This window comes from Nocardiopsis listeri (genome assembly GCF_020741345.1).
Lineage (GTDB): Bacteria > Actinomycetota > Actinomycetes > Streptosporangiales > Streptosporangiaceae > Nocardiopsis > Nocardiopsis listeri_A.
In genome coordinates this window covers 1-26277 of record NZ_DYZD01000421.1, presented here as the reverse complement: position 1 = coordinate 26277, position 26277 = coordinate 1, and the positions used below count along the sequence as shown (strand labels likewise).

General features: G+C 69.4%; 20 protein-coding genes, 1 tRNA gene and 1 pseudogene. 15 read left to right on the top strand and 7 right to left on the bottom strand.

All coding sequences use genetic code 11. From position 1 onward, the window contains the following. A pseudogene (locus K8V84_RS22770) lies at nt 1–195 on the top strand (succinate--CoA ligase subunit alpha); the annotation flags it as partial. Between the two features lie 79 nt (nt 196–274). Here the strand turns inward: K8V84_RS22770 and K8V84_RS22765 are convergent. Continuing rightward, complete coding sequence (locus tag K8V84_RS22765) at nt 275–772, bottom strand: DUF1707 domain-containing protein (RefSeq protein WP_304078528.1); 498 nt, start codon at nt 770–772, stop codon at nt 275–277. A 138-nt stretch (nt 773–910) separates the two neighbouring features. On the opposite strand from K8V84_RS22765, the gene K8V84_RS22760 reads away from it, so the two are divergent. Beyond that, nucleotides 911–2569: a DUF6350 family protein gene (locus K8V84_RS22760; protein ID WP_304078527.1), complete on the top strand. Its 1659-nt coding sequence runs from the start codon at nt 911–913 to the stop codon at nt 2567–2569. 145 nt (nt 2570–2714) lie between these two features. Here K8V84_RS22760 and mfd read toward each other — a convergent pair whose 3' ends face one another. Further along, nucleotides 2715–6317: a transcription-repair coupling factor gene (gene mfd, locus K8V84_RS22755; protein WP_304078526.1), complete on the bottom strand. Its 3603-nt coding sequence runs from the start codon at nt 6315–6317 to the stop codon at nt 2715–2717. Between the two features lie 322 nt (nt 6318–6639). Between mfd and cysC the strand changes: the two genes are divergently transcribed. The 3 genes from cysC to K8V84_RS22740 all read left to right on the top strand — a co-directional run bounded on the left by cysC (nt 6640) and on the right by K8V84_RS22740 (nt 10424). Continuing rightward, nucleotides 6640–8211, top strand: coding sequence for an adenylyl-sulfate kinase (gene cysC / locus K8V84_RS22750; protein WP_304078525.1), 1572 nt, complete (start codon nt 6640–6642; stop codon nt 8209–8211). Further along, on the top strand, nt 8212–8961 hold the full coding sequence (locus K8V84_RS22745) for a MazG family protein (RefSeq protein WP_304078523.1): 750 nt from the start codon (nt 8212–8214) through the stop codon (nt 8959–8961). Nucleotides 8962–9062: 101 nt separating this feature from the next. After that, nucleotides 9063–10424, top strand: a complete 1362-nt coding sequence (locus K8V84_RS22740; RefSeq protein WP_304078521.1) for a short-chain fatty acid transporter — start codon at nt 9063–9065, stop codon at nt 10422–10424. Here the strand turns inward: K8V84_RS22740 and K8V84_RS22735 are convergent. Beyond that, complete coding sequence (locus tag K8V84_RS22735) at nt 10405–11859, bottom strand: FtsW/RodA/SpoVE family cell cycle protein (RefSeq protein ID WP_304078519.1); 1455 nt, start codon at nt 11857–11859, stop codon at nt 10405–10407. The genes K8V84_RS22740 and K8V84_RS22735 overlap by 20 nt on opposite strands. 90 nt (nt 11860–11949) lie before the next feature. Beyond that, nucleotides 11950–13155, bottom strand: a complete 1206-nt coding sequence (locus K8V84_RS22730) for an FAD-dependent monooxygenase (protein WP_304078517.1) — start codon at nt 13153–13155, stop codon at nt 11950–11952. Nucleotides 13156–13288: 133 nt separating this feature from the next. Here K8V84_RS22730 and K8V84_RS22725 point away from each other — a divergent pair, with 133 nt between their 5' ends. The 7 genes from K8V84_RS22725 (at nt 13289) to K8V84_RS22695 (ending at nt 19341) form a co-directional block, all read left to right on the top strand. Next, entirely contained in the window at nt 13289–13840 is a 552-nt protein-coding gene (locus K8V84_RS22725) for a TetR/AcrR family transcriptional regulator (RefSeq protein ID WP_304078516.1), read from the top strand. Between the two features lie 101 nt (nt 13841–13941). Next, complete coding sequence (eno, locus tag K8V84_RS22720; RefSeq protein ID WP_304078514.1) at nt 13942–15225, top strand: phosphopyruvate hydratase; 1284 nt, start codon at nt 13942–13944, stop codon at nt 15223–15225. A gap of 156 nt (nt 15226–15381) precedes the next feature. Further along, on the top strand, nt 15382–15750 hold the full coding sequence (locus tag K8V84_RS22715; protein ID WP_304078513.1) for a septum formation initiator family protein: 369 nt from the start codon (nt 15382–15384) through the stop codon (nt 15748–15750). A 32-nt stretch (nt 15751–15782) separates the two neighbouring features. Continuing rightward, entirely contained in the window at nt 15783–16367 is a 585-nt protein-coding gene (locus tag K8V84_RS22710; RefSeq protein ID WP_304078511.1) for a DUF501 domain-containing protein, read from the top strand. Beyond that, nucleotides 16364–17365, top strand: a complete 1002-nt coding sequence (locus K8V84_RS22705) for a Ppx/GppA phosphatase family protein (protein ID WP_304078510.1) — start codon at nt 16364–16366, stop codon at nt 17363–17365. The genes K8V84_RS22710 and K8V84_RS22705 overlap by 4 nt, the downstream gene beginning before the upstream one ends. Before the next feature lie 408 nt (nt 17366–17773). After that, nucleotides 17774–19150, top strand: coding sequence for an NAD(P)/FAD-dependent oxidoreductase (locus K8V84_RS22700; RefSeq protein WP_304078509.1), 1377 nt, complete (start codon nt 17774–17776; stop codon nt 19148–19150). A gap of 117 nt (nt 19151–19267) precedes the next feature. After that, nucleotides 19268–19341, top strand: a tRNA-Leu gene (locus K8V84_RS22695). Between the two features lie 13 nt (nt 19342–19354). Here the strand turns inward: K8V84_RS22695 and K8V84_RS22690 are convergent. After that, on the bottom strand, nt 19355–21124 hold the full coding sequence (locus tag K8V84_RS22690) for a PucR family transcriptional regulator (protein ID WP_304078508.1): 1770 nt from the start codon (nt 21122–21124) through the stop codon (nt 19355–19357). Between the two features lie 222 nt (nt 21125–21346). Here K8V84_RS22690 and pruA point away from each other — a divergent pair, with 222 nt between their 5' ends. The 3 genes from pruA (at nt 21347) to K8V84_RS22675 (ending at nt 25109) form a co-directional block, all read left to right on the top strand. After that, a complete protein-coding gene (pruA, locus tag K8V84_RS22685) occupies nt 21347–22972 on the top strand; it encodes an L-glutamate gamma-semialdehyde dehydrogenase (RefSeq protein ID WP_304078506.1) in 1626 nt (541 codons plus the stop codon). Nucleotides 22973–23121: 149 nt separating this feature from the next. Then, the gene (locus K8V84_RS22680) at nt 23122–24048 is read left to right on the top strand and encodes a proline dehydrogenase family protein (protein ID WP_304078529.1); all 927 of its coding nucleotides are present in this window, start codon (nt 23122–23124) and stop codon (nt 24046–24048) included. 158 nt (nt 24049–24206) lie between these two features. After that, nucleotides 24207–25109: a Bax inhibitor-1/YccA family protein gene (locus K8V84_RS22675; protein WP_304078504.1), complete on the top strand. Its 903-nt coding sequence runs from the start codon at nt 24207–24209 to the stop codon at nt 25107–25109. A 76-nt stretch (nt 25110–25185) separates the two neighbouring features. On the opposite strand, the gene K8V84_RS22670 is transcribed toward K8V84_RS22675, so the two are convergent. After that, on the bottom strand, nt 25186–25437 hold the full coding sequence (locus K8V84_RS22670) for a DUF4287 domain-containing protein (RefSeq protein WP_304078502.1): 252 nt from the start codon (nt 25435–25437) through the stop codon (nt 25186–25188). Between the two features lie 244 nt (nt 25438–25681). Continuing rightward, nucleotides 25682–26277 (bottom strand): acetyl-CoA C-acyltransferase (locus tag K8V84_RS22665; RefSeq protein ID WP_304078499.1); only part of this gene is annotated, 596 nt, incomplete at its 5' end.

Sequence of the window (26277 nt, the reverse complement as noted above, 5' to 3'; positions counted from 1 at the left end):
AACGTGACCAAGCCGGTCGTCGGCTACGTCGCGGGCTTCACCGCCCCGGAGGGCAAGACCATGGGCCACGCCGGCGCCATCGTCTCCGGCTCCTCCGGTACGGCCGCAGCCAAGAAGGAGGCCCTCGAGGCCGCGGGCGTCAAGGTCGGCAAGACTCCGACCGAGACCGCCGAGCTGGCTCGCGAGCTCTTCTAGGTCTTCTCGAAGAATCGACGGCTCCGCCCCGCCACCGGGTTTCCCGGTCGGTGGGGCGGAGCCGTTTCGTGTGCGGGGCCTACTCCTCGATCTCGGGCGGCCTGTCCGACCTCTTACGGATCCCCTGGACGGTCGCGACGGTGACCGCGGGCACCATGAACAGCATCAGGAAGATCAGCCATCCGATGAGGGAGCCCGCACCCCCGTAGGCGATGGCGGGGATCCCCCAGATGACGAAGATGACGCCGCCCCAGATGACCATCCCGTTGACGTTGGGTCCGCTCTTCTTGTCCTTCGCCTCCTCGGCCTTCGCCACGTCGCCATCGGGGCGGGGCACGAGGGACTCGGGCCTCTCCTTCGGCCCGTCGATGGCGCTGGGGCGGAGCGCGCGGGGCAGATCCTCGAAGAGCGGGACCAGGTCGGTGTTGGTGACCGCGTGCAGGGTCTCGTTCGTGCGCCGTTCGTGTTCGTTCAGGTCGAGCCGCCCGTCCTGCAACGCCGTGCGCAGGTGTTCGAGGGCCTCGTCGCGTTCGGAGTCCGAGAGACGGTAGGAGTGGTCCGGGTCGGGCTCTGACATGACCGTCCTTCGGGCGGGGAGAGGGCTCATGATCTTACGACGTATCTCGTTCGTTCCCCGTTCCCGGGTACCGACGCGGATACGACACGCGCGAGCCGGATGCCGCGGAGCATTCCGGTCCCTGGCAGCATAAGTCGGGTGAGTACGCCAGCATCACCCCCCGACAGAGGACGCCCGTCGAAGTCCGTCGCCGCGTCCGAGGCCTCCACGGCCCCGGGTGCGCCCCGCCCGGTCTACTCCACCGGCGGGATCGCCGCCGCGTCGGCCGCCGGTATCGGCTTGGCGGTGATCGTCACCTTCACCATGGCGGGTTGGGTGGCGGCCCCGCACGACACCTTCGGCGAGGACATCGCCGACCTGCTGCGCAGCGCCGTCCTGGCCTGGTTGGTGGGCCACCACGTGTCCTTCACCATCCTTGAGGGGCAGATCAGTCTGCTGCCGATGGGGCTGGTGCTGTTGCCCGGAATGCTGCTGTACCGGTTCGGTCGATGGTTGGCCCGCAACTGCGAGATCGAACGGCTGCGGCACGTGCACCGGGCGGCCCTGGCCATCGCGGGTCCCTACGCGGCGATCGCGGGCACGCTCGCGTTGTTGGCGCACACGGACGCCGTGGAGCCGAGCATGCCGCGTGCCCTGCTGATGGGGTTCGTGATCGCGTTCCTGGCCGGTGGCCTGGGTGTGCTGCGCCAGCTCATGAAGGACAAGGGCGTTGCCGCGGGCGACCTGCTCGACCTGATGCCGGCCCGTAGCCGCTCGCTCCTGGTGGGGATGCTGGTGTCCTCGGGGACCCTGCTCGCCGGTGGGTTGCTGCTGTTCCTGGTGGCGTTGGCGATGAGTTTCGACGAGGTGTTGGCGATCACCGCCTCCCTCGCCCCCGGCCTGATCGGCGGGGTGTTGTTGTTCATCGTCCAGCTGGCCTACCTGCCCAACGCCGTGGTCTTCGCGGTCTGTTACGCGCTCGGCCCGGGGTTCGCGGTGGGCACCGAGACGCTGGTGGCTCCGACGGGTGTTTCGGTGGGGGCGCTGCCCTCGCTGCCGATGCTCGCCGCGTTGCCGACCAACGGTGCGGCCCCGGTGTTGTCGTTGGCCGCCTTGGCGGTGCCGTTCGTGGCGGGGGCGCTCGGCGGTGTGGTGACCCAACGTCACGCCCCGGACGTGGTGAGTGAGGCCGCTCCGCTGTGGGGGTTCGTGTGCGGGGTGACCACGGGGATCCTGTGCGCGGCTCTGGCCGGTGCCGCCGGTGGCTCGTTGGGCACTCAGCGCCTGGCCGAGGTGGGTCCTTCGGCCTGGCAGGTGGGCTTGGTGGCCGCCCTGGAGGTGGGGGTGGCCGCGGCGGTGGCGGCGTGGATCGCCAACTGGTGGTACGCGCGCAAGCTGAACCGCACGGTGGTCGCCCGCCGGGAGGAGGCCAGGGCCGAACGGTCTCCCGAACCGTCGATGCCGGTGGTGGAGTTGCCCGAGGACGTGCCCAGCGGCAAGGGGCTGGCGACGGTCACCCCGTTGCGACCCCGCGAGGAGGAGCCGGAGGCCACCGAGGGCACCGAGGGCACCGAACCCACCATCGCCGAACGTCGCGAGGAGTTGAAGAGGGTCCGCAAGGCCCGTCGTGCCGACCGCGCCACCGAGAGGCGGGCGCGCAAGGAGGCGCGCAGGGAGTTGCGCGAACAGCGGCGTGCGGAGAAGGAGGCGCGGTCGTGGTGGCGGCGCGGCGGTGACGTGGAAGAGGAGGTCTCCGAGGAGGAGCTGTACGGCATCACCTACGAGGCCTCTTCGGAGGAACTCGACCAGCGGAACTAGCTCGTGTGGTGGCCGCCCTGCCCGCCGCCCGGTTCCGAGGGGGCCGCACAGGGCGACGAGTGCGACCGCGGCGGCGAACAGATGACCCCTGTCGGGGGTCCTCCCCTCCGCACTCTTGCGTTCCGCCGTCCGCGGGTCCGCCCGGCTAGTCGTCCTTGACCTGGACCCGGCGCTTGTCCGGTTCGAAGATGGCGTTCACCAGGTCGCTGCACCACTTGAGCAGTTCCAGGTCGCGCAGTGCTCTGCCGCCCATTCCGCCGGCCTTGGGGACCGGAACCAGGAGCGTCTTGGCGGCCTCCTTGTGGATGGACCTGGGATACATGCGGCGCAGCCTCAGCGTCTGGGACTCGCGCAGTTCCACCGGAGAGAACCGGATCTGGTTGCCCTGCATGACCACGTCGGCCAGCCCCGCGGACTTGGCCAGCACCCGGAACCGGGCCACGGCCATGAGGTTGTCCACCGGCTCCGGCGGGGTGCCGTAGCGGTCGGTGAGCTCCTCGTAGGCGGCGAGGATGTCGGCCTCGTCGGACACGCTCGCGATGCGCTTGTAGGACTGCAACCGCAGCCGTTCACCCGGCACGTAGTCGTGCGGGATGTGCGCGTTGATGGGCAGTTCGACCTTGGTCTCGACCTCTTCGGCGGCGGTGGGGTCGCCCTTGAGCTCGGCGACGGCCTCACCGACCATGCGCACGTACAGGTCGAAGCCCACGCCCGCGATGGTCCCGGACTGTTCGGCGCCCAGGATGTTGCCGGCGCCGCGGATCTCCAGGTCCTTCATCGCCACGTACATGCCGGCGCCCGTCTCGGTGTGCTGGGCCACCGTCGCCAACCGCTCGTAGGCGGTCTCGCTGAGCGGCTTCTCCGGCGGGTACAGGAAGTAGGCGTAGGCGCGTTCACGGCCACGACCCACCCGGCCGCGCAGCTGATGCAGCTGGGAGAGCCCGTAGGTGTCGGCGCGGTCGATGATGAGGGTGTTGGCGTTGGGCACGTCCAGGCCGGACTCGACGATGGTCGTGGAGACCAGAACGTCGAAGTTCTTCTCCCAGAAGTCCACCATGACCCGTTCGAGCTGCTGCTCGTTCATCTGGCCGTGCGCGTAGGCCACCCGGGCCTCGGGCACCAGACGTTGGATGGACGCGGCCACCTTGTCGATGGACGCGACCCGGTTGTGCACGAAGAACACCTGGCCCTCGCGCATCAGTTCGCGCCGGATCGCCGCGGTGATCTGTTTGTCCTCGTAGGGGCCCACGAAGGTGAGCACCGGGTGGCGTTCCTCGGGCGGGGTGAGGATGGTGGTCATCTCGCGGATGCCGGTCAGACCCATCTCCAGGGTGCGCGGGATGGGAGTGGCCGACATGGCCAGCACGTCCACCTGGGTGCGCAGCCGCTTGAGGGACTCCTTGTGCTCGACGCCGAAGCGCTGCTCCTCGTCGATGATGACCAGTCCGAGGTCCTTGAACCGGGTCTCCTGCGACAGCAGGCGGTGGGTGCCGATGACCACGTCGACCTCGCCGCTGCGCAGTCCCTCGCGGGTCAGCTCCACCTCGCCGTCGGTCTGGAAGCGCGACATCGGCTTGACCGTGACGGGGAAGGACGCGTAACGCTCGGTGAACGTGGACATGTGCTGCTGGACCAGCAGGGTGGTGGGTACCAGCACGGCGACCTGCTTGCCGTCCTGGACCGCCTTGAACGCGGCGCGCACCGCGACCTCGGTCTTGCCGTAGCCGACGTCGCCGCAGATCAGTCGGTCCATCGGGACCGACTTGCCCATGTCCTTCTTGACCTCGTCGATGGCGGCCAGCTGGTCGGGCGTCTCCACGTAGGGGAAGGCGTCCTCAAGCTCGCGCTGCCAGGGGGTGTCCTGACCGAACGCGTGCCCGGGGGAGGCCTGACGTGCCGAGTACAGGCGGATGAGGTCGCCGGCGATCTCCCGGACGACCTTGCGGGCCCGGCTCTTGGCCTTGCTCCACTCGGCGCCGCCCATCTTGGACAGCGTGGGCGCCTCGCCACCCACGTACCGGGTGACCTCGCCGAGCTGTTCGGTGGGCACGAACAGGCGGTCACCGGGTTGTCCTCGCTTGGAGGGCGCGTACTCGATGAGCAGGTATTCGCGGGTGGCGCCCTGGATCTGGCGGCTGACCATCTCCAGGTAGCGGCCCACGCCGTGCTGTTCGTGCACGACGTGGTCGCCGGGCTTGAGCTGGAGCGGGTCGACGGTGCCCTTGCGTCGACTGGGCATGCGTCGCATGTCCCGGGTGGAGGACTTCTGCCCCACCAGGTCGGTCTCGGTGAGCACCACCGTGCGCACCGACCGCAGCAGGAAACCGTGGTCGACCAGGCCGGTGGTGACGGTGGCGATGGCCTCCTTGGGAGCCTCGACCAAATCGCCGGTCAGGGTCGCGCCCAGCCCGGCGTCGCGCAGCATCGCGACGAGTCGTTCGGCCGGCCCCTGTCCCTGGGTGACCAGCACGACGCTCCAGTTGTCGTGCAGCCAGCCCTTGATGTCGGCCAGGGCGCGCTCGGTGTCGCCGCGGTAGCTGTCGGCGGGCACCGCGCCCACCATCACCGCGTCGTCCTCCTCGGCGGTGCGTTCCTCGTCGGCGGCGAACGGGGTCAGACCCCACCAGGGCAGTTCCCGTTCGTCGGCGATGGTGCGCAGGTCGGAGATCGACATGTACGCCGACTCGCCCAGGTCGATGGGGGCCTCTCCGCCTGAGGCGGCGTTGATCCAGGACGCGTCCAGGAACTCGGCGCTGGTGGCCTCCAGTTCCAGGGCGCGGGTGCGGATGCGCTCGGGGTCGCAGCCCACCACCATGGCGTTCTTCGGCATGTAGGTGAAGAACGGTTCCATGCTCTCGGCGAGCACGGGCGCGAACGCCTCCATGCCCTCCACGGCCACGCCGTCGGCGATCTTGGTGAGGATCTCCGCCAGGGAGGGGTGTTCTTCGGCCAGGGCGCGTGCGCGTTCGCGGACGGTGTCGGTGAGCAGCAGTTCCCGGCAGGGCGGCGCGAACAGTCCGGAGACGGCGCCGTGGCCGGGACCCGCGCCCTCTTCCCCGGGGGTGATGGATCGTTGGTCGGCGACCTGGAAGTAGCGGATGTCCTCGACGGTGTCGCCCCAGAACTCCAGCCGGAGCGGGTGTTCCTCGGTGGGCGGGAAGACGTCGAGGATGCCGCCGCGCACGGCCATGTCACCGCGCTTCTCGACCAGGTCCACGCGGGCGTAGCCGGTGTTGGTCAGGGAGGTGACGACCTCCTCCATGGGGACCTCGTCGCCGGTCCGGATACGCACCGGTTCGAGGTCGCCCAGACCGGCGACCAGTGGTTGCAGGACGCTGCGGACCGGTGCCACGACCACCCGAAGGGGTGTGGTGAGCGGGTCCGAGGGGTCGGGGTGGGCCAATCGTCGCAGGACCGCCAGGCGCCGGCCGACGGTGTCCGAACGTGGGGAGAGCCGCTCGTGCGGGAGCGTCTCCCACGCGGGAAAGAGAGCGACCGAGTCCGCGGGCAGCAGTGAGCCCAGGGCGTCGGTCAGGTCGGCGGCCTCACGTTCGGTCGCGGTGATGGCGAGCACCGGTCGTTGGGCGCCCACCGGCGCGTCGGCGGCCAGGGCGCCCACCATGAAGGGGCGCAGGGCCGCCGGGGCGACGAGGTCGAGATGGGGATCGCGGCCGCCGCGGGCGGTCTCGATCGCGCTGTGCAGTGCCGGGTCCCGGGAGACGTCGGCGAGAAGTCCAATGAGGCTCATAGCACCAGAAAGTGGAGAGGTACGTGCGGTGGCGGAGACGGTCACGGCCACGGGTCCCCTGAGTGGATCCGTCCAGGCACGATCGGGCCGCACGTGAGTCGGGCGGCCGTGGATCGGGTGGGTGTGCACCACCCGTGCTCCGCTCAGCTTATCCAGTTCGCCGGTGGCGCGCGGGACGGGTGCGCGGGTCCGGCCGTCTTCGGCCTTCTTTGTTCGCAACACCCGATGAGCTCGGACTCTTCCCGGTTCGAGCACCTCAGCGCCGTGTCGGTGGAGGGTGCCGGACTACGCTGGGTGGGATCGCGGCCATGGCAGAGGGAGGATGCGCGTGGTGAGTGTCCACAGACACGGGAGCTCGAAAGCCCCGGTCTTCGCCCCAGGTCCGGATGGGCTCGCCCACTTGGAGCTCATCCTCAGCGGGGCGTACCCGTTTCCGGGTTTCATGACCCGGGACGAGGTGGAGTCGGTCTCACGCAGTGGGCGGCTGCCCGACGGCCGGCCGTGGCCGGTTCCGGTCACCTTGGAGGTCCCCGAGGAGCTGGCCGATGAGAAGGCGCTCACGCTCACCGACCTCGAGGGCGCGCCGTTGGCCGGGCTGGAGGTGCGCGAGCACTGGGAGGACGGGGGTGTCCACCGCCTGGCCGGTGACGTCACGATGCTTCGTCCGGCGACGTACGGGGTGTTGCGCGAGCTGCGAGCCACCCCGGCGGAGGTGCGGGCCCAGAGCGAACTCGAAGGGGCCGAGGACCGGTCGCTGCTCGCGGTGGTCACCGACCGTCCACTGCACCACCGGGCGCTGCACCAGATCCGGGCCGAGGCCGACGCGTTGGCGCGCGACGGTGAACGGGCCGAGGTGATCGTGGTGGTCGACGCGCCTTTGGAGGAGGAGGGGCTCGCCACCGCGGTGTTGGCCGCCGAACCCCTGTTGCCTCCGCGCAGCTCGTTCGTGGTCGTGACCCTGCCCCGCTCGCGGTCGCGCGCCGCCGGTGCGGTCGGTGGTGCGTGGAGCGAACGGGACACGGCCTTGGCCGCGCACGTGGCCGCCGCCTATGGAGCCACCCACATGCTGGCCGAGTCGGGCGGACACGGACCGGAGATCGAGCGGGTGATGGCGTTGCGTCCACCGCTGACGGTCCTGGACCCCGAGCCGTGGCGGTACGACTCCGACGAGGCGCTGTGGAAGCCGTTGACGCACGTGGACCCGGCGCGGGTGCTCGCGGAGCCCTCCGACGACGAGGTGGAGTCGGAGCTTGCGCACGGTCGTGAGCTGCCCGCGTGGTTCACCCCGGCCCGGGTCGGCGCGGAGCTGGCCCGGCTGCGGCCCGCCCGTACCAGGCGCGGCGTCACCCTGTTGTTCACCGGTCTGTCGGGGTCGGGCAAGTCCACCATCGCCCGCGGGGTGTCCGACGGAATCCGGAGGGCGGGGCGCTCGGTGACTCTGCTCGACGGCGACGTGGTGCGCCGGATGCTGTCCAAGGGGTTGACGTTCTCCCGGCGGGACCGGGAGCTCAACATCCGTCGGATCGGTTACGTGGCCTCGGAGATCACCCGCCATGGCGGGGTCGCGGTGTGCGCGCCGATCGCTCCCTATGAGGCCGGACGGGCGGAGGTGCGTGCGATGGTGGAGGAGTTCGGCGACTTCTTCCTGGTGCACGTGGCCACCCCGTTGGAGGTGTGCGAGGAGCGTGACCGCAAGGGTCTTTACGCCAAGGCGCGCGCCGGGGAGATCCCCGAGTTCACCGGGATCTCCGACCCCTACGAGGTGCCGACCGACGCCGATCTGGTGGTCGACACCGTGGACTCCGACCCGGCCGAGTCCGTGGCCGCGGTGATGGACGCCCTGCGCGAGGGCGGCTGGATCCCCGTCCTGGACCGGCACATGAGTGAGGAATAGATGACAGAAGACGTCCGGCCCCCCGGACACCGGGTACTGCGCCTGGTCGAGGTGATGGAGACGCTGCGCCGGGAGTGCCCGTGGGACGGCTCCCAGACGCACGAGTCCCTGGCCAAGTACCTCATCCAGGAGTCCTACGAGACCTTGGAGACGATCGAGGAGGGAGACCACGCGCTGCTGCGCGAGGAACTCGGCGACGTGCTGCTGCAGGTGGTCTTCCACGCGGCGATCGGTGCCGAGAGGCCCGAGGGGGACCCGGCGCGGTTCACCGTGGACGACGTCGCCGACGCCATCATCGACAAGATGACCCGCCGCCACCCGCACGTGTTCGGTGGCGTGGAGGTGTCGGGCACCGACGAGGTGTGGTCCAACTGGGAGGCCATCAAGGCGGCCGAGCGCGCGGAGAAGGCCAAGGCCAAGGGTGGCTCCGGCGAGGTCTCGGTGCTGGACGGGGTGCCGTTCGCCCAGCCGGCGGTGCTGCTCGCCTACGAGCTGCAAAAGCGTGCGGTGCGCAACGGCTTCCCCGCCGACCTGGTGGGCGACGACGGGGCCGAGGGCGGCGGGTTGTTCGCGGCCGTGGCGGCCGAACGCGACCAGGGACGGGACCCGGAGACGGATCTGCGTCTGGCCGCCCGCCGGTTCGACGCCAGGGTCCGGGCCGCGGAGGCCGCGGCGCGCGCCGACGGTCGTGAGCCGCGCGGGTTGAGCGTTGAGGAGTGGCACGGTTACTGGTCGAAAACCGACGAGTAACCTCAAGGACCCTCAAACCTCTCCAGACGGCATTGACGCCGGTGTGTGACGTCGGACACAGTGCTCCCGACCTCGGGTTCCCCTTCTGAGAGTGGAGCGCCATGCGCCGTTTCGGCAACGCCCTCGCGGCGTTCAGCACCCGCTGGGTGCCGGACGCCTTCGTCTTCGCGATCATCCTGTCCGCGCTCGTGTTCGGCATGGCGTTGTTCCTGACCGAACGCACCCCGATCGAGTTGGTCGGGGACTGGTACGGCGGGTTCTGGAACCTGCTCGAGTTCGGCATGCAGATGACGCTGGTGCTGGTCACCGGTTACGCCCTGGCGTCCTCTCCGCCGGCCAGGCGCGGCATCGCCTGGTCGGCGGGTCGTGCCAGGGGGCCGTTGTCGGCGGTGGCCATCACCGCCCTTGGCGCGGCCCTGCTCGGCATCGTCCACTGGGGCCTCGGCCTCATCGCCGGGGCCCTGCTGGCCGTGGAGGTGGCCCGGTCCTGCAAGGAGCGCGGGATCAAGGTGCACTTCCCGCTGCTGGCGGCGAGCGGATACGTCGGCCTGATGGTCTGGCACAGCGGTCTGTCCGGTTCGGCGCCGCTGTTGGTCAACACCCCGGGTCACTTCCTGGAGGACCGGATCGGGCTGATCCCCCTCAGCGAGACCATCTTCCAGCCGTTCAACCTGGTCTTCCTCGCGGTGATGCTGATCGGTGCCCCGTTGCTGCTGATGAGCATGACCCCCAAGGCCGACGAGAGCGAGGAGATCGGGGAGACGGGTGACGACGGCCCCCTCGGCGGGGGCTCCTCCGGCGGGGTGCCCACCAGGATCGAGCAGGGGGCGCTCTCGGCGGCCCAGCGCCTCATGCACAGCCGGATCCTGGTCTACGTGGTGGTCGCGGTCGGCCTGGTGCACCTGCTGCCCGCACTGTTGCGCGACGGCATCGTGGGCATGGACATCAACCTGCTCAACTTCACGTTCCTCATGGCGGGGCTGGGCCTGCACGGCACCCTGGCGGGCTACTCCGCCGCCGCGGCCGAGGGCGCCAAGAACGCCTCGGCGGTCATCATCCAGTTCCCGTTCTACGCCGGAATCATGGGCATCATGGACAGCTCGGGACTGTTGCAGATCGTGACCCAGTGGTTCATCGACTTCTCCACCCCGTTCACCTATCCGTTCTGGGCGCTCATCAGCGCCTGCCTGGTCAACCTCGCGGTGCCCTCGGGCGGGGGCCAGTGGGCGGTACAGGGGCCTGTGGTCATCGGCGCCACCGAGTCCCTGGGCATCGAACCCGGGGTCGGTGTGATGGCGGTGGCCATGGGCGACCAGCTCACCAACGGGATCCAGCCCTTCTGGGCGTTGCCGTTGCTGGCCCTGACCAGGCTGCGGGCCGGGAAGATCCTGGGCTACACGGCGGTGGTGATGTTCTTCGGCATCGTCGTTGCGTCCCTGTGCATCACGTTCCTGACCGCCTGATCCCCCTCGGTGGCGAACGTACGTCGATCACCTCGGTGGAGGGGTCGCTCGGAGCCAGCCCCTCACTGAACGTCTCCTGAGGCCGACGCGCGGCGTCGCCGATGGTCGACAACAGACCCACGATGACCCAGTTGGCCATCAGCGCCGACCCGCCCGCCGACAGGAACGGTGTGGTCATGCCGGTCAGCGGGATGAGGCGGGTGGCGCCGCCCAGGACGATGAACACGTCGAACGCGGTCAGGAACCCGCAGCCCAGCGCGGTCAGCTTCAGGAACACGTCACGGCTGCCCAAAGCGATGCGGAACGCCCGCTGAGCGAACAGGAACAGCAGGAACAGCACGGCGAGGAGGCCGGTGAACCCGAGCTTCTCGCCCACCGACACCAGGATCAGGTCGCTGTCGGCGGCGAAGATCTCCTGGGCTCGCCCGTCGTGGAAACCGGTGCCGAGCAGCCCGCCGTAAGCCAGGGCGATCAGGCCCTCCACCACCTGGAAGCTGCCGCCGGGCGCGTTGTAGACCTCGTCGTCGAAGGCGTTCAGCCAGATCCGCACCCGGTTCTGCACGTGCCCGAACAACAGGTACGCCAGGTACGCGCCGCCGGTGAAGGCCACCAGGCCGATGAGCACCCAGGACTTGCGCGCCGTGGCGGCGTAGAGCACCGCCAGGAACGTTCCGAACAGCAGCAGCGAGGTGCCCAGGTCCTTGGTGCCCACCAACAGCAGGATCGCCATGCCCCAGCCCAGCCCCATGGGCGCCAGGTCGCGGGCGCGCGGGGCGCTGAACACCTTCACCCCGCCGATCCGGAAGGTGCGGGTCACCGTGGCCAGGACCTCACGTTGCCTGCCCAGGTAGGAGGCGAGGAAGACGACCAGCAGTACCTTGGCGAACTCCGAGGGCTGCATGGTGAACGGGCCGATCATGATCCATCGGCGCGCGCCCAGCACCTCGTGTCCCAGCGGAGACAGCGGCAGCAGGAGCAGGACGAGCGCGCCCAACGCGATCAGATAGGTGTACAGGGCCAGCCTGCGGGGCCGGCGGGCCAGCACCATGGTGGCCGCGCACAGCCCCAGCCCGACCAGGGTCCACAGCAGTTGCCGGTCGGCCTCGGCGTGCTCCTCCCCACCGGTGCGCGACATCTGCAGCGCCCAGATCATGGTCAGGCCGATCCCGCTCAGCGTCGTGGCCACCGGGAGCAGGACGGGGTCGGCGTAGGGGGCGACCAATCGCACCAGGAGGTGCACGCCCAGCGCCCCGGCGCCGACGGCCGCCACGTAGGCGAACACGCTGGGGTCGATTCCGCCGGTGATGGCGAGGGAGGCCGACGTCAGGCCTGCGGTGGTGGTCGTGAGGGCGATCAGGAGCAGCCCGAGTTCGGACCGCCGTCGGCGGACCGGACGCAGTGTGCCGTCAGCGGGTGAGCTCTGAGGGTCGGCCACGGTTCGAACTATAAGCCGGTGAACTCCCGGTTCGAGGAGCGGGGCCGGTTCCGGGCGGGTCCGTTCGAACCACCCGGAACCGGGAGGTCCTCACCTTTCGGACCCGACCGGAGTGTGATCCAGCTCGAAGGCCTCCGAAGCCCGGTCCAGTTTCCCGGTGAACGTTCCCAGGGTCTTGAACAGCGGAGCCGCGCGCATGACCAGGTCCCGGGACGCGATACCGAAGCGGGTCTTGGGCGCAAGGAAGCGCATACCGCTGTCGGCGATGTCCTGGTTGACCTGTACGAAGGGGCGCATCCGGTCCTCGTAGGCGGCCAGGGCCCGGGTCACGTCCGTGTGCCGCCCCAGCTCCCGGGCCAGAGTGTAGGCGCCGACCACCGCGAGGGAGCTGCCCTGGCCGGACAGTGGAGAGGGGCAGTACCCGGCGTCGCCCAGCAGGGTGACCCGACCTCGTGACCAGCGGTCCATCCGGATCTGGGTGATGGAGTCGAAGTAGAAGTCCTCACTGCTCTCCATGGCGTCCAGGATCCTGTCGCTCTCCCACCCGTTGCCGGTGAACACGCTCCGTAGGAACCCGCGCTGTTCGTCGGGGGAGAGGCGCTCCACCCCGAGGGGGCGGGGCACGTGCATGCCCAGGATCGCCTTGGCCCCCTCGGCCCGCGGGGTCCGGTACATGCCGGTGAGCCTGCCGGGGGTGTTGTACAGCAGCGCCTCACGGTCCAGCCCGACGTGGTCGGGGATGGTGAAGATGCTGATGTAGGCGCCGAGGAAGCGGGCCAGGGGATCCTCCGCCCCGAAGACGAGTCCTCTCGTGTTCGAGTGCAGACCGTCGGCCCCGACGACCAGGTCGAAGGTGCGCGGTGCCGCGTCGGCGAAGGTGACGTGGGCCCCGTCGTCGTCCTGTTCGATGCCGGTGATGGTGTCGCCGTAGAGGTACTCGGCGTACTCGGTGGTGGGTTCGTGCAGGATCCTCACCAGGTCGCCGCGCAGGATCTCCAACGAGCGATCCTCGTCGGAGATCAGACCGGTGTGCAGACCGACGCGTCGACGCCCGTTCGTGTCGACCATGGCGAGGTGGTCCATCTCGGTGGTCCGAGCGCGGATCCGGGGTAGGTGACCCATGCGATCGACCACGTCGATGGCCTTGCCGCGCAGGTCGATGGCGTAACCGCCGGGCCGGGGCTCAGGGGCCTTCTCGACGACGGTGACGCTGATTCCGTGGTGGTGGAGCCAGTGGGCCAGCGCGGGCCCGGCGATGCTCGCTCCGGAGACGAGGACGGTTCGAACGGCGGTCATGGGGCCGTCAGAGCTCCTTGTGTCGTGGAGTTCTCACGCTAAGCGGCTACTTACCGTGCGTCAAGTAACTTACCGGTCGGCAGGTTCGGGATAGACTCGGCGGACCGATCACGACGGACGGGAGCGAGCCGGGGTGCCCAGGGAGCGGAGCGATACAAAGACCGAGATCAGGGCGGTGGCCCTGGAGTTGTTCGGTCGAAAGGGCTACGAGAAGACGAGCCTGCGGGAGATCGCCGAGCGCCTCGACATCACCAAGGCGGCGCTCTACTACCACTACCGATCCAAGGACGAGCTGCTCCGGGCGCTGGTGCGGCCCCTGCTCGACGACGCCGAGGAACTGCTCGAGGGCCATTCCGGCGACTCCGTCGATCCGCGGGCACTCCTGGGTGACTACTTCGACCTGTGTGTGCGCCACAGCGCCCTCCTGCTCGCCCTGCTCAACGACCTCGGGTCGCTGGGGGAGAGCGGACTGGTGGGTCGGATCGTCGACTGGCGGCTCAAGCTCGACGTGGCGTTGGTGGGTGAGGAGCCGAAAACGCCCGCGCGCATGGGCGCGGTGATCGCCCTCGGCGGAATCCAGGACATCGCCGTCCTGATGGCCCCCGGGGACGCCGAACGCCACAGGGAGGCCGCTGTGGAGATCGCGCTCGCCGCACTGGAGGCCGGCTTCTCGCATATGGACTAGACCAATCCGGCCGGGGGGACTCCACCGATGGGGGTCCGGGTCGCTAGTCTCGTGTCCGGGCCGGAAAGAGTTGGCCCAGACACCGAAGAGACGGAGAGATCGTGGCGTCCATCGAGTCAGTACAGGCGCGGGAGATCCTTGACTCCCGGGGAAACCCGACAGTCGAGGTCGAGGTTCTGCTCGACGACGGGATCATCGCCCGCGCAGGTGTCCCCAGCGGTGCCTCCACCGGACGGTTCGAGGCGGTCGAGCTGCGCGACGGCGGCGACCGCTATGGCGGTAAGGGCGTGACCAAGGCCGTCACCGCGGTCAACGACGAGATCGCCGAGGAACTGCTCGGCCACACCCCGGACGATCAGCGCACCATCGACCGCGCGCTCATCGACCTGGACGGCACCCCGGACAAGTCCCGGATCGGCGCCAACGCCATCCTGGGCACCTCCCTGGCCGTGGCCAAGGCCGCCGCCAAGGAGGCCGGCCTGCCGTTGTACCGCTACATCGGTGGTCCCAACGCGCACGTGCTGCCCGTGCCGATGATGAACATCCTCAACGGTGGCGCGCACGCCGACAGCAACGTCGACATCCAGGAGTTCATGGTCGCGCCGATCGGCGCGTCGACCTTCTCCGAGGCCGTGCGATGGGGCACCGAGGTCTACCACTCCCTGAAGTCGGTCCTCAAGGCCCACGGCCTGGGCACCGGCGTCGGCGACGAGGGCGGCTTCGCCCCGAACCTGGACAGCAACCGCGCCGCCCTGGACCTCATCGTCGAGGCGATCGAGAAGGCCGGTTACAAGGTCGGCTCCGACATCGCCCTGGCGCTGGACGTGGCCGCCAGCGAGCTGTTCTCCGACGGTGTGTACACCTTCGAGGGCAAGTCCCGCACCTCCGAGGAGATGGCCGCCTACTACGCGGAGCTCGTCGACGCCTACCCGCTGGTCTCCATCGAGGACCCCCTCGACGAGGAGGACTGGGACGGCTGGAAGAAGCTCACCGAGCGGCTCGGCACCAAGGTCCAGCTGGTCGGCGACGACCTGTTCGTCACCAACCCCGAGCGGCTCCAGCGCGGCATCGACGCCGACACCGCCAACTCGCTGCTGGTGAAGGTCAACCAGATCGGCACCCTGACCGAGACCCTGGACGCGGTGTCCCTCGCCCAGCGCAGCGGTTACACGGCGATGATCAGCCACCGTTCCGGCGAGACCGAGGACACCACCATCGCCGACATCGCGGTGGCCACCAACGCCGGCCAGATCAAGACCGGTGCCCCGGCGCGCAGCGAGCGGGTCGCCAAGTACAACCAGCTGCTGCGCATCGAGGAGGGACTCGACGACGCCGCCGTGTACGCGGGCGTGTCGGCCTTCCCGAGGTTCGCCGAGCGCGGCTAGTCTGCCCCAGTGCCCCGCGAAACGCAGCAGCAACCCACAAAGGCCCGGAAGTCGGCCAAAGCCGACAAGCCGCGGAAGGGTGCTGCCACCAGAGCGGGCACGAAGGCCAAGGCCACCAAGGCCACGAGCGCGGGCCGCACCCGTCGGGTGCGGCCCATGCTCACCAGCCGGGCCGCGATCCTGGCCCTCGTGGTGATCGTGATCGCGCTGAGCCTGGCCTATCCGCTCCGCGAGTACGTCATGCAGCGCGCCCAGATCGCCCAGTTGCAGGACGAAAGGGCCCGCATGGAGGCCAACGTCGAGGAGCTGCGCGAGCGCGAGGAGGCGTTGAACGAGGACGCCTACGTGGAGCGTGAGGCACGCGCCCGCCTGCACTACCAGTACCCGGACGAGATCGCCTACATCGTCATCCGTCCCGACTCCGAGGACGAGGAGCGGGTCGACCCCTCCGAGCCCCGTGACCCCTGGTTCACCGAGCTGTGGCGTTCGGTGGAGGAGGCCGACCGGCCCGACGACGGGCTTTGACCAGGCTCGGGTGCGCCTATGCTGGTTGCGTCATGACTTCCGCAGATCAGCCCGTTCCGGGGCATACCGATGGCGGTCCCGCCTCCGAGCGCGACCTCGCCGCGATCGAACTCCAGTTGGGTCGCCCGCCTCGCGGGGTCCGCGCCGTCGCGCACCGCTGCCCGTGCGGACTGCCCGACGTGGTGAAGACCGCCCCCCGCCTGGAAGACGGCACCCCCTTCCCGACGTTGTACTACCTGACCTGTCCGCGCGCCGCCTCGGCGATCGGTCGGCTGGAGGGCGACGGCGCGATGCGCCGGATGCAGGAGCGTCTGGGCGAGGAGCCCGACCTCCAGGAGGCCTACACCAAGGCCCACGAGTCCTACGTCGCCGAGCGTTCCGAACAGGCCCGCCTGGACGGTGTGGAGCCGCTGCCCGAGGGCATGCAGAGCACCGGTGGGATGCCCACACGGGTCAAGTGCCTGCACGCCCTGGTCGGGCACGAGCTCGCCTCCCCGGGGGTCAACCCCATCGGCGCCGAGGCGCTGGAGGAACTCCCCGACTGGTGGGACCGGGGCCCGTGTGTGTGCGTGGACGAGAACGCCCCCGAGGGCGCTGAAGGGACGGACGCTTCATGAGCGGTGTCGCCGCGATCGACTGCGGAACCAATTCGATCAGGCTGTTGATCGCCGACGTCGTCTCCCTGGACGGTGACGAGGTCCAGGTGGTCGACGCCGACCGGCGCATGGAGATCGTGCGTCTGGGTGAGGGCGTGGACGAGACCGGCGCGTTCTCCGAGGAGGCGCTGGAGCGCACCTTCGACGCGCTGCGCGGGTACGCCGAGGCGATCGAGGCGCACGGCATCGAACCGGGCCCGGACACGGTGCGCATGGTCGCCACCAGCGCCACCCGGGACGCGAGCAACCGTCAGGTGTTCGTGGACGGGGTCCGCGAGATCATCGGTGTGGAGCCCGAGGTGGTCACCGGCCTGGAGGAGGCCGAGCTGTCCTTCGTCGGGGCCACGGCCGAGCTGGACGCCGAGGCGGCCGACGGCGGGAGCAACGGGGACTTCGCCCCGCCCTTCCTGGTCGTCGACATCGGCGGTGGCTCCACCGAGTTCGTGCTGGGCGGCCTGGGCGACGACGACGAGCTGGTCCGGGAGTCCCTGTCGGTGAACATCGGCTGCGTGCGCATGAGCGAGCGGCACCTGCGCTCGGACCCGCCGTCCGACGAGCAGGTCCAGGCGGCCACGGCCGACATCGAGGCGGCCCTGGACGAGGTGGAGAAGGTCGTCCCGCTGGCAGAGACCGGTTCGGTGGTGTGCGTGGCCGGGACCGCGACGACGGTGGCCGGGATCTCCCTGGACCTTCCCGAGTACGACTCCGAGCGCATCCACCACACGCGGGTCTCCACGGCGGAACTGGAGCGCATCACCGGTGAGCTGCTGCGTTCCACGCACTCCGAGCGCGCGGAGATCGGGGTCATGCACCCCGGTCGCGTCGACGTCATCGGGGCGGGCGCCCTGGTGCTGTCCCGCGTGCTGGCGCGTACGGGCGCCGATCACTTCACCGCGAGCGAGCACGACATCCTGGACGGTGTGGCCTGGAGCCTCATCGCCGCAGGGGAGGGGTCCTGAACGGACCCGACTCGGGGAGGCCGGTCGTAAAGGCCGATACATCGAGGCGTAACCTCCTGGAAAGGGAACTTCGGGCGGAACCGGAGGGACTTCCGGGAGGTACGACCCGGGACCTTGGGTGAGACGTGTCACCCGTAGGCCTCTTGTGAATGCATTCACAACCCATCTGACCTGCGAAGACATCCCTCGCATATGCCGCGGGGTGGTGTGAAGGTAGGCGGATGTGAACCTTCCTGCGGATGGCTGCTTGTGAAAGAATGCACAAGCAGCTTCCACAAGAGTCGAAGGTGGGAAGCCACGGCTCGGAGACCGGCCCGACCGCACCTGGTCGGGGGCCGAAGACCGTGACAGGCTTTGCGGCCCTTGAGGCAAGGGCGCCACAGGAATAACCGTTAGGGCGGAAATGCGATGACCGAGAGCAGGAACTACCGGCTGGTGCACGGCGGCGGGGACGAGGCGGAGATCCCGCACATCCTCATCGTCGGGGGCGGTTACCTCGGGATGTACACCGCGAGGCGGCTGGAGAAGAAGTTGGGGGCCGGTGAGGCGCGCATCACCGTCATCGACCCCAATTCCTACATGACCTACCAGCCCTTCCTGCCCGAGACGGCCGCCGGCAGTATCTCCCCGCGCAACGTCGTGGTGCCGCTGCGCAAGGTCTTCGACCGAGTGCGCGTCCTCAGCGGCCGCGTCGTGCGCATCGACAGCGCCGAGAACACGATCCGCTACGAGCCCAACGTCGGTGAACCCCAGACGATGGCCTACGACCACCTGGTCATGGCCGCCGGTGCCGTCTCCCGCACGCTGCCCATCCCCGGGCTCGCGGAGTGGGGTATCGGCATCAAGACCGTCGAAGAGGCCGCCTACCTGCGCAACCACGTTCTCAACCAGCTCGCCATCGCCGACTCCACCGAGGACAAGGACGTGCGCGCCAAGGCGCTCAACTTCGTCTTCGTCGGTGGCGGTTTCGCCGGCGCCGAGGCCATCGCCGAGCTGGAGGACATGGTCCGCGACGCCGTGCGCGTGCACCCCTCGATCGAGCAGAGCGAGGTCGACTTCTACCTCATCGAGGCCGCGGACAAGATCCTGCCCGAGGTCGGACCCGAGGTCGGCGCCAAGGCCCTCAACCAGCTCCGTCGCCGCGACATCGACGTGCGTCTCAGCACGTTCCTGGAGTCGGCCGTCGACCAGCACATCAAGCTCAGCGACGGTACCGAGTTCGACGCCGGCACCCTGGTGTGGACCGCGGGCGTCAAGCCCAGCCCGGTCGTGTCCGCCAGTGACCTGCCCCTGGGCCCCAAGGGTCACGTCGACACCACCGAGTACCTGACCGTGAACGGCACCGACAACGTCTTCGCCGGTGGCGACAACGCCCAGGTGCCCGACGGCAAGGGCGGCTACTACCCGCCCAACGCCCAGAACGCGGTCCGTCAGGCCCCGGTGCTCGCCGACAACGTCATCGCGACCCTGCGCGGCACCGACCTGAAGGCCTACAAGCACGACAACCTCGGCGCCGTCGCCGGTCTGGGCGTGCACAAGGGCGCGGCCCAGCTGTTCGGCAAGATCAAGCTGAACGGTCGCCTGGCCTGGTACGCGCACCGTGCCTACCACCTGCTCGCGGTTCCGACCTTCAACCGCAAGCTGCGGGTGCTCTCCGACTGGACGCTCGCCCTCTTCCTCAAGCGCGACTTCGCCGCGCTTCCCGAGATGGCGGAGCCCCGTCAGGCCTTCGAGGCGGCCAGCCGCCCGCAGGTCGAGGACGGTCGGCTGCGTCGGGTGAGCTGACGCGCGCGACGATCACACGGGAAACGGCCGGGTTCCGCTGGAACCCGGCCGTTTCCTGTCCCCTTCCGGCCAAGCAGAACCAAAGTGGGCAATCGGCCCGGCCGGTATGATGGAGTCGCCCTCGTAGCCCAATGGTAGAGGCAGGCCCCCTAAAAGGGTCACAAGTGTCGGTTCGAGTCCGACCGAGGGTACTTCCGAGCTCGCTCATCTGCCCGGATCATGCTGTTCCATCAGCAGCTGGAGCCAGGTGAACAACCGCTCTCCGGGGTCGGACAGGTCGATCCCGCTCACCGCGGTCGCGCGCCGCACCCGGTAGCGCAGTGTGTTCGGGTGGACGTGCAGCCGTTCGGCGGCGGAGCGGGCGTCCCCGAACGCCTCCAGGTAGGCCAGCAACGAGTGCACCAGGTCGGCGCCCCCGGCGCGGTCGTGCTCCACGAGTCGACTCACCCGCGGATCCCGCAGCGACGGATCCGCCCGAAGGTGCGCCAGGGTCTCGCTGACCAGCACCTGCGAGCGCACGTCGGAGATGGTCGCCACCTCCCAGTCGTCGTCCCGGTCCAGGTCACGGTCCATGGCGTCCAGGACCCGGTCGGCCTCGGCCCGTGACTCGGGCACGTCTGCCAACCTCTCCACCAGCGAACCCACCGCCGCCTGTACCCGAAGGCCGAGCGCCGCGCGTGCCGCCGCCACCGTCCTTCGGGCCAGGGCCACCACCGACTGCTCCACCCCGCGCCACCCCTCGCGGCCGCGGGCCAGGTCGGGCAACAGGACGTACACCCGCCCGTCCAGTGCGGTGGTCAGGGAACCACGTCGGTAGGCGGCGGTGTGCACCGACACCAGGTCGATGAGCCGGCGTCGGCGCAGCTCCCGTTCGGGTCGATCGGTGCGTTCGCCGGTCCGGCCCTCGACGTCCTCCGTCCCCGAGCCTCGACGCGGTGAGAACGCGATCACCAGCGCGGCCCGGTCGGTGTGCACCTCGACGGTGTCGGTCAGAGCGCTCGCGTCGATGCTCCCCTCCAACAGGCTCGACAGCAGGTCCTCGCGCAGCCGTAGTCCGGCGCTGGTCTGGGTGCGCTGGCGGATCATGTGCAGCGCGGTGGTGCGGGCCGCGCCCAACAGCGCCTCCTCCGCGTGCGCGGCCAGGGGCTTGGACCCCTCCTGCACCCAGATCGAGCCCAAGGGTCGGCGCCCCGCGTGGATGCCCACCGCCAACCGGCGCCGAATCCCCAGTTCGGGGTGCTCCTCGACGCGCACGACCTCCTCCCCCGAACGCAGCTTGGCGAACACGCCCCATTCGCGCAGCAACGCCAGGTACGACTCGGGTCCCTGTCGACCCAACACCGACAGCCGACGCAACTCGTCCACCTCGGCGCCACTGGAGTAGGCCAGCACCCGACTCGCGGCGTCCTCGATGCTCACCAACCCGCCGGTGAGGTGCGCGATGGTCTGCGCCATGGAGAACAGGTCGCCACCCGCCTCCGGAAGGTCCTCGGTGGCGGTCACCCGGGCGTCGTCCACGATGTTCTGGCACACCGACTGCAACTGGTCCCACCGCACCTCGGGGCGCACCGTCAACAACGCGATCCCGGCCTCCTGGGCCTCGGTCCGCAGGGCCCGCGCCTCCTCTGCCGAACGCCGGGCGCGCTCCGACCGTTGCTCGGTCGGCGGCGGTAGTACCTCCTGTGGCTGCGCGTGGACCCCGGTCTTGACCGCGACCGCCGCCGCTCCCTGTTCGGCGAGCGTGCGCACCATGCTCCGGGCCCGGGAACCGCGCACCCCGATCAGCAGCACGAGGTCGCCCTCCCGGGCCTCCACGCGGTCTTCGGGATCGAGGATCACGACCTTGTCCACCTGAACATCGAGCCCGTGAGGGGCCGCGGCCACGTCGACCACCGGGTCGCCGAGGGCGAGCAACAGCGCGCGCAACGCGACGCCCTCCTCGACTTCCCCATCCTGACCCTTTTGAACAGGCATGACGTGTTTCCTTCCCGGGGGTGTTCGGGGCATGACACTACTGGAGTCGCTGCTTCGCGGTGCCGGGGGAGTCGAACACGAGAGTGTCCTGGTTTGTTCTACCGGACAAATAGGACTTGCAAAGAGTGGCCCGTCCCACAAGGTATGGACGTCCACGCTCTGAGACCGTTGAATCAGCCCAACCCTGCTCGTTCAGGGACATTCTTTCCAGGGAGGTGCCCCATGGACGCCGTGACCAACGTCCCGCTGCCGGTGAACGAACCCGTTCTCTCCTACGCTCCGGGTAGCCCCGAGCGCACCGAGCTCGAGGCCAGGCTCGAGGAACTCGGCCGCGAGAGCATCGACCTTCCCATGCGCATCAACGGCGAGAGCCGCATGGGCGGTGGCGAGCCCATCGACGCCGTTCAGCCGCACAAGCACGCGTCCGTCCTGGGCACGATGCGCAACGCCACCCAGGATGACGCCCGCGACGCGATCGCCGCGGCGAGGGCCGCCGCTCCCGCCTGGCGCGCGATGTCCTTCGACGACCGCGCCGCCATCATCCTGCGCGCCGCCGAACTGCTCGCCGGCCCCTGGCGCGCCACCATCAACGCCGCCACCATGCTCGGCCAGTCGAAGACCGTCCAGCAGGCGGAGATCGACGCGGCCTGTGAGCTCATCGACTTCTGGCGCTTCAACGTCTCCTACGCCCGCGGGCTCATCGAGCAGCAGCCGCTGAGCGTCAAGGGCGTGTGGAACCGGATGGAGCAGCGTCCGCTGGAGGGGTTCGTCTACGCGATCACCCCCTTCAACTTCACCGCCATCGCCGGCAACCTGCCCACCGCCCCGGCCCTGATGGGCAACGTGGTGGTGTGGAAGCCCTCCCCGACCCAGCAGTTCGCCGCCGAGCTGACCATGCGCCTCCTGGAGGAGGCCGGCATGCCCCCGGGCGTCATCAACATGGTCACCGGTGACGGTCTGGCCGTCTCCGACGTCGCCCTCAACGACCCCGAGCTGGCCGGTGTGCACTTCACCGGGTCCACCAAGACCTTCCAGCACCTGTGGAAGAGCGTCGGCGAGAACATCTCCGCCTACCGCTCCTACCCGCGCATCGTGGGCGAGACCGGTGGCAAGGACTTCATCGTCGCCCACTCCTCCGCAGACCCGGAGGTGCTGCGCACCGCCATCGTCCGCGGCGCGTTCGAGTACCAGGGCCAGAAGTGCTCCGCCGCCTCCCGCGCCTTCGTCGCGCGTTCGGTGTGGGAGAAGATGCGCGACGACCTGGTCGCCGAGACCGAGGCCCTGACCATGGGCGACGTCACGGACCTGTCGAACTTCATGGGCGCCGTCATCGACCGCCGCTCCTTCGACAAGCTGGCCAAGGTCCTGGAGGACGCCAAGTCCGACCCGACCCTGAACATCATCGCCGGCGGCACCGCCGACGACTCGGTCGGCTACTTCGTCCGCCCGACCATCATCGAGGGCACCGACCCGGGCAACGACGTCTTCCGCACCGAGTACTTCGGTCCGATCGTCGCCGTCCACGTCTACGAGGACGACGAGTTCGACGAGATCCTCAAGGTCGTCGACGAGGGTTCGGCCTACGCCCTGACCGGCGCCATCCTGGCCACCGACCGCGCGGCCGTGGCCAAGGCGACCGAGGCCCTGCGCTTCGCCGCCGGCAACTTCTACATCAACGACCGCCCGACCGGTTCCATCGTCGGTCAGCAGCCCTTCGGCGGCGGTCGCGCCTCCGGCACCAACGACAAGGCGGGTTCGGCGCAGAACCTGTCCCGTTGGGCCAGCCCGCGTGCCATCAAGGAGACGTTCGTCGCGCCGACGGTCTCCTCCTACCCCCACCAGGGGTAGTGCCCAGGGCGCGCACCTCCTCCTCCGTCCTGAGGAGGTGCGCGCCCCATCCACGCCCCCCGAGGAATCCATCGGTGCGGCCGGGTAACCGGCCGTGCTTCGTCCGCGCCGACCGCGACCGGTTCGCGCACGTCTTCTTCGAGGTCACCATGCTTCGTAAACCCCTGCTGCTCGCCGCCAGGTCCGCGACCTGCCGCAAGATCGTCGAGCGCACGCCCATGACCCGGGCCATGGTCACCCGCTTCGTCGCGGGAGCCACTCGGGAAGAGGCCCTGCCGGCCGTCCACGAGTTGGCCGAGGACCGCTACATCACCCTGGACTTCCTCGGCGAGGACACCACCGACCTGTCCCAGGCCACCGCCACGGTCGAGGCCTACCAGGACCTGCTCGCCGCCCTCGGCGAGGCCGGGCTGGGCGATCGCGCCGAGGTCTCGGTCAAGCTGTCGGCCGTCGGTCGGTTCCTGAACGCGGACGGCGAGAAGATCGCGCTGGAGAACGCGCGCAGGATCGCCGAGGCCGCGAAGGCGATCGGCACCACGGTCACCCTCGACATGGAGGACCACACCACCGTCGACTCCACGCTGGGCATCCTGCGCGAGCTGCGCGAGGACTTCCCGTTCGTGGGCGCGGTGCTCCAGGCCTACCTGCGTCGTACCGTGGCCGACTGCCGGGACCTGAGCGGTGCCGGTTCCCGGGTGCGTCTGTGCAAGGGCGCCTACGACGAGCCCGAGTCCGTGGCCTACCGGGACAAGCAGGAGGTCGACAAGGCGTACGTGCGGGCCCTGCGCGTCCTCATGGAGGGCGAGGGCTACCCGATGGTCGCCTCGCACGACCCGCGCATGATCGCCATCGCCGGCGAGCTGGCCGCCACCAACGGCCGCGGCGCGGACGACCACGAGTACCAGATGCTGTACGGCATCCGTGACACCGAGCAGGTGCGTCTGGCCGCCGAGGGCAAGCGCATGCGCGTGTACGTGCCCTACGGCGACGAGTGGTACGGCTACTACATGCGTCGTCTGGCGGAGCGTCCCGCCAACATGCTCTTCTTCGCGCGTTCGCTGATCACGCGCAACTGAGCGACCGCGAAGAACGCGCTCGTGTCGTCGGCCCGCCCCGGTACCCCACGGTGTGGGCCGTCGCCGTTTCCCAACGGTGACCTTTCCCCGGAACCCGGACAGAGGCCCGTACGTTACTTTGTGGGCAGCAATCCACGCGTGAAAGGCCTTTACTAGACATGCGGATGCGCAGTTCCAACCCCGTCCTCAAGCGGGCGCTACAACAGCAGTCCGGGCCCGGTCAGGGCTACGGACAGCAGGGCTATGGGCAGCCGGGGTACGGACAGCCGTACCCGCAGCAGGGCTACCCCCAGCAGGGCTATGTCCAGCAGGGTCACCCCCAGGCGGGATACCCGCAGCAGCCGGTCGGCGACCAGCCGATGACCATCGACGACGTGGTCGTGCGCACGGGTATGACCCTGGGCACGGTCGCGCTGTTCGGCGTCGTCAACTACTTCCTCTTCATGAGCAACACGGGCCTGGGCATGGCGCTCATGTTCGTGGGCATGCTCGGTGGCCTCGTGCTGGGCCTGGTGATCGCGTTCAAGCAGATCACCAACCCGGTCGCGATCCTGAGCTACGCGGCGCTGGAGGGCCTGCTGGTCGGTGGCCTGTCCGCCTTCCTCGGCGCGACCCTCTCGGTCACCCTCAACGACCCGTCCCAGGGCGCCTCCCTGGTCTCCCAGGCCGTGATCGGCACGGTCGCGGTCTTCGCCGTGATGCTGGCGCTGTACAGGTTCCGCATCATCAAGGTGACCGACGGCTTCGTCAAGGCCGTCTCCTACGCCGTCATGGGCGCCGCGGCGCTGATGCTGGTCAACTTCGTGCTCAGCTTCTTCATCGCCGGTGGCATGGGCCTGCGCGGTCCCACCTGGCTGGGCCTGGGCGTGGGCATCGTGTTCGTCGTGCTGGCCGCCCTGACCCTGGCCATCGAGTTCCGTGGCATCGAGGAGGGCGTCGCCGCCGGCATCCCGAACAGGTTCGCCTGGCAGTTCGCCTTCGGTCTGACCGTCTCCCTGGTCTGGCTGTACATCGAGATCCTGCGTCTGCTGTGGATCATCAAGACGATGTTCGCCGACTAGTGCTCGGTCCTCCCGCACGGACGGGCCGCCCCGAAGTCGCTTCGGGGCGGCCCGTTCTCGTTCGCCGTTCCCTGTGTCAGGAACCCTCGCGGCGCGGTGCCGGGATGGTCCGGTTCCTTCGGCGTCGGTCGTACTCGGTGACGATGGCCCGGGCGTAGCCGTGGGTGAGGTCGTACTCGTCGGCGAGCCAGTGTGACCGGTCCAAGGGGCGCAGCAGGCCCGGTCCCTTGTCGAGCGAGTCGAACCACTCGTGGAGTCCGCGGCCTGTCACGACCGGGATGCGTTCGATGAGCTTTGCGTGGATCTCCGGCGAGTGGGCAACCGACATAGGCACCTCCGCAGTGCGTTGGGCGTGTGGCACTCACCTGCGACCATGCATCAGGTTCACGGTTCGGACAAGACCTGGTCGCCGGCTTTTACCTTGCCGGAGCGGGAACGTTTCCCTGGAAGTGTTGAACGGCCGAACCAGGAGGGGCCTTCGCCCTGTCCGCGTTCTTTCGTCGGTCCGGGCGACGCGAAGGGCCCCGGACCGATCCGGTCCGGGGCCCACACGATCGTCGGGGCGAGACCGATCAGCTGAGACGCTCGAAGACGGCCGCCATGCCTTGGCCGCCGCCGACGCACATGGTCTCCAGACCGAACGTCTTGTCGTGGAACTGCAGACCGTTGATCAGCGTGCCGGTGATGCGCGCGCCGGTGCTGCCGAACGGGTGGCCCACGGCGATGGCGCCGCCGTTGACGTTGAGCCGGGAGTCGATGTCGATGCCCAGCCGGTCGGCCGAGGGCAGCACCTGGGCGGCGAAGGCCTCGTTGATCTCGACCAGGTCGATGTCACCGATCGCCATGTTGGCGCGGGCCAGGGCCTGCTTGGAGGCCTCGACCGGGCCCAGGCCCATGATCTCCGGGCTCAGGCCGGTCACGCCGGTGGAGACGATCCGGGCCAGCGGGGTCAGACCCAACTGCTTGGCCTTGGTGTCGCTCATGATGACGAGCGCGGAGGCGCCGTCGTTGAGCGGGCAGGCGTTGCCGGCGGTGACGCTGCCGTCGGGGCGGAAGACCGGCTTGAGCTGCGAGACCTTCTCGTAGGTGGTGCCGCGGCGGATGCCGTCGTCGGTGCTGACGACAGTGCCGTCGGGCAGGGTCACCGGGGTGATCTCCCGCTCCCAGA

What these genes read in the sequence shown, in the direction of transcription:
- K8V84_RS22765 (WP_304078528.1), bottom strand. Translation starts at nt 772, where the DNA reads ATGTCAGAGCCCGACCCGGACCACTCCTACCGTCTCTCGGACTCCGAA.
- mfd (WP_304078526.1), bottom strand. Translation starts at nt 6,317, where the DNA reads ATGAGCCTCATTGGACTTCTCGCCGACGTCTCCCGGGACCCGGCACTG.
- cysC (WP_304078525.1), top strand. Translation starts at nt 6,640, where the DNA reads ATGCGCGTGGTGAGTGTCCACAGACACGGGAGCTCGAAAGCCCCGGTC.
- K8V84_RS22745 (WP_304078523.1), top strand. Translation starts at nt 8,212, where the DNA reads ATGACAGAAGACGTCCGGCCCCCCGGACACCGGGTACTGCGCCTGGTC.
- K8V84_RS22740 (WP_304078521.1), top strand. Translation starts at nt 9,063, where the DNA reads ATGCGCCGTTTCGGCAACGCCCTCGCGGCGTTCAGCACCCGCTGGGTG.
- K8V84_RS22730 (WP_304078517.1), bottom strand. Translation starts at nt 13,155, where the DNA reads ATGACCGCCGTTCGAACCGTCCTCGTCTCCGGAGCGAGCATCGCCGGG.
- K8V84_RS22715 (WP_304078513.1), top strand. Translation starts at nt 15,382, where the DNA reads ATGCTCACCAGCCGGGCCGCGATCCTGGCCCTCGTGGTGATCGTGATC.
- K8V84_RS22710 (WP_304078511.1), top strand. Translation starts at nt 15,783, where the DNA reads ATGACTTCCGCAGATCAGCCCGTTCCGGGGCATACCGATGGCGGTCCC.
- K8V84_RS22705 (WP_304078510.1), top strand. Translation starts at nt 16,364, where the DNA reads ATGAGCGGTGTCGCCGCGATCGACTGCGGAACCAATTCGATCAGGCTG.
- K8V84_RS22700 (WP_304078509.1), top strand. Translation starts at nt 17,774, where the DNA reads ATGACCGAGAGCAGGAACTACCGGCTGGTGCACGGCGGCGGGGACGAG.
- K8V84_RS22690 (WP_304078508.1), bottom strand. Translation starts at nt 21,124, where the DNA reads ATGCCTGTTCAAAAGGGTCAGGATGGGGAAGTCGAGGAGGGCGTCGCG.
- pruA (WP_304078506.1), top strand. Translation starts at nt 21,347, where the DNA reads ATGGACGCCGTGACCAACGTCCCGCTGCCGGTGAACGAACCCGTTCTC.
- K8V84_RS22680 (WP_304078529.1), top strand. Translation starts at nt 23,122, where the DNA reads ATGCTTCGTAAACCCCTGCTGCTCGCCGCCAGGTCCGCGACCTGCCGC.
- K8V84_RS22675 (WP_304078504.1), top strand. Translation starts at nt 24,207, where the DNA reads ATGCGGATGCGCAGTTCCAACCCCGTCCTCAAGCGGGCGCTACAACAG.
- K8V84_RS22670 (WP_304078502.1), bottom strand. Translation starts at nt 25,437, where the DNA reads ATGTCGGTTGCCCACTCGCCGGAGATCCACGCAAAGCTCATCGAACGC.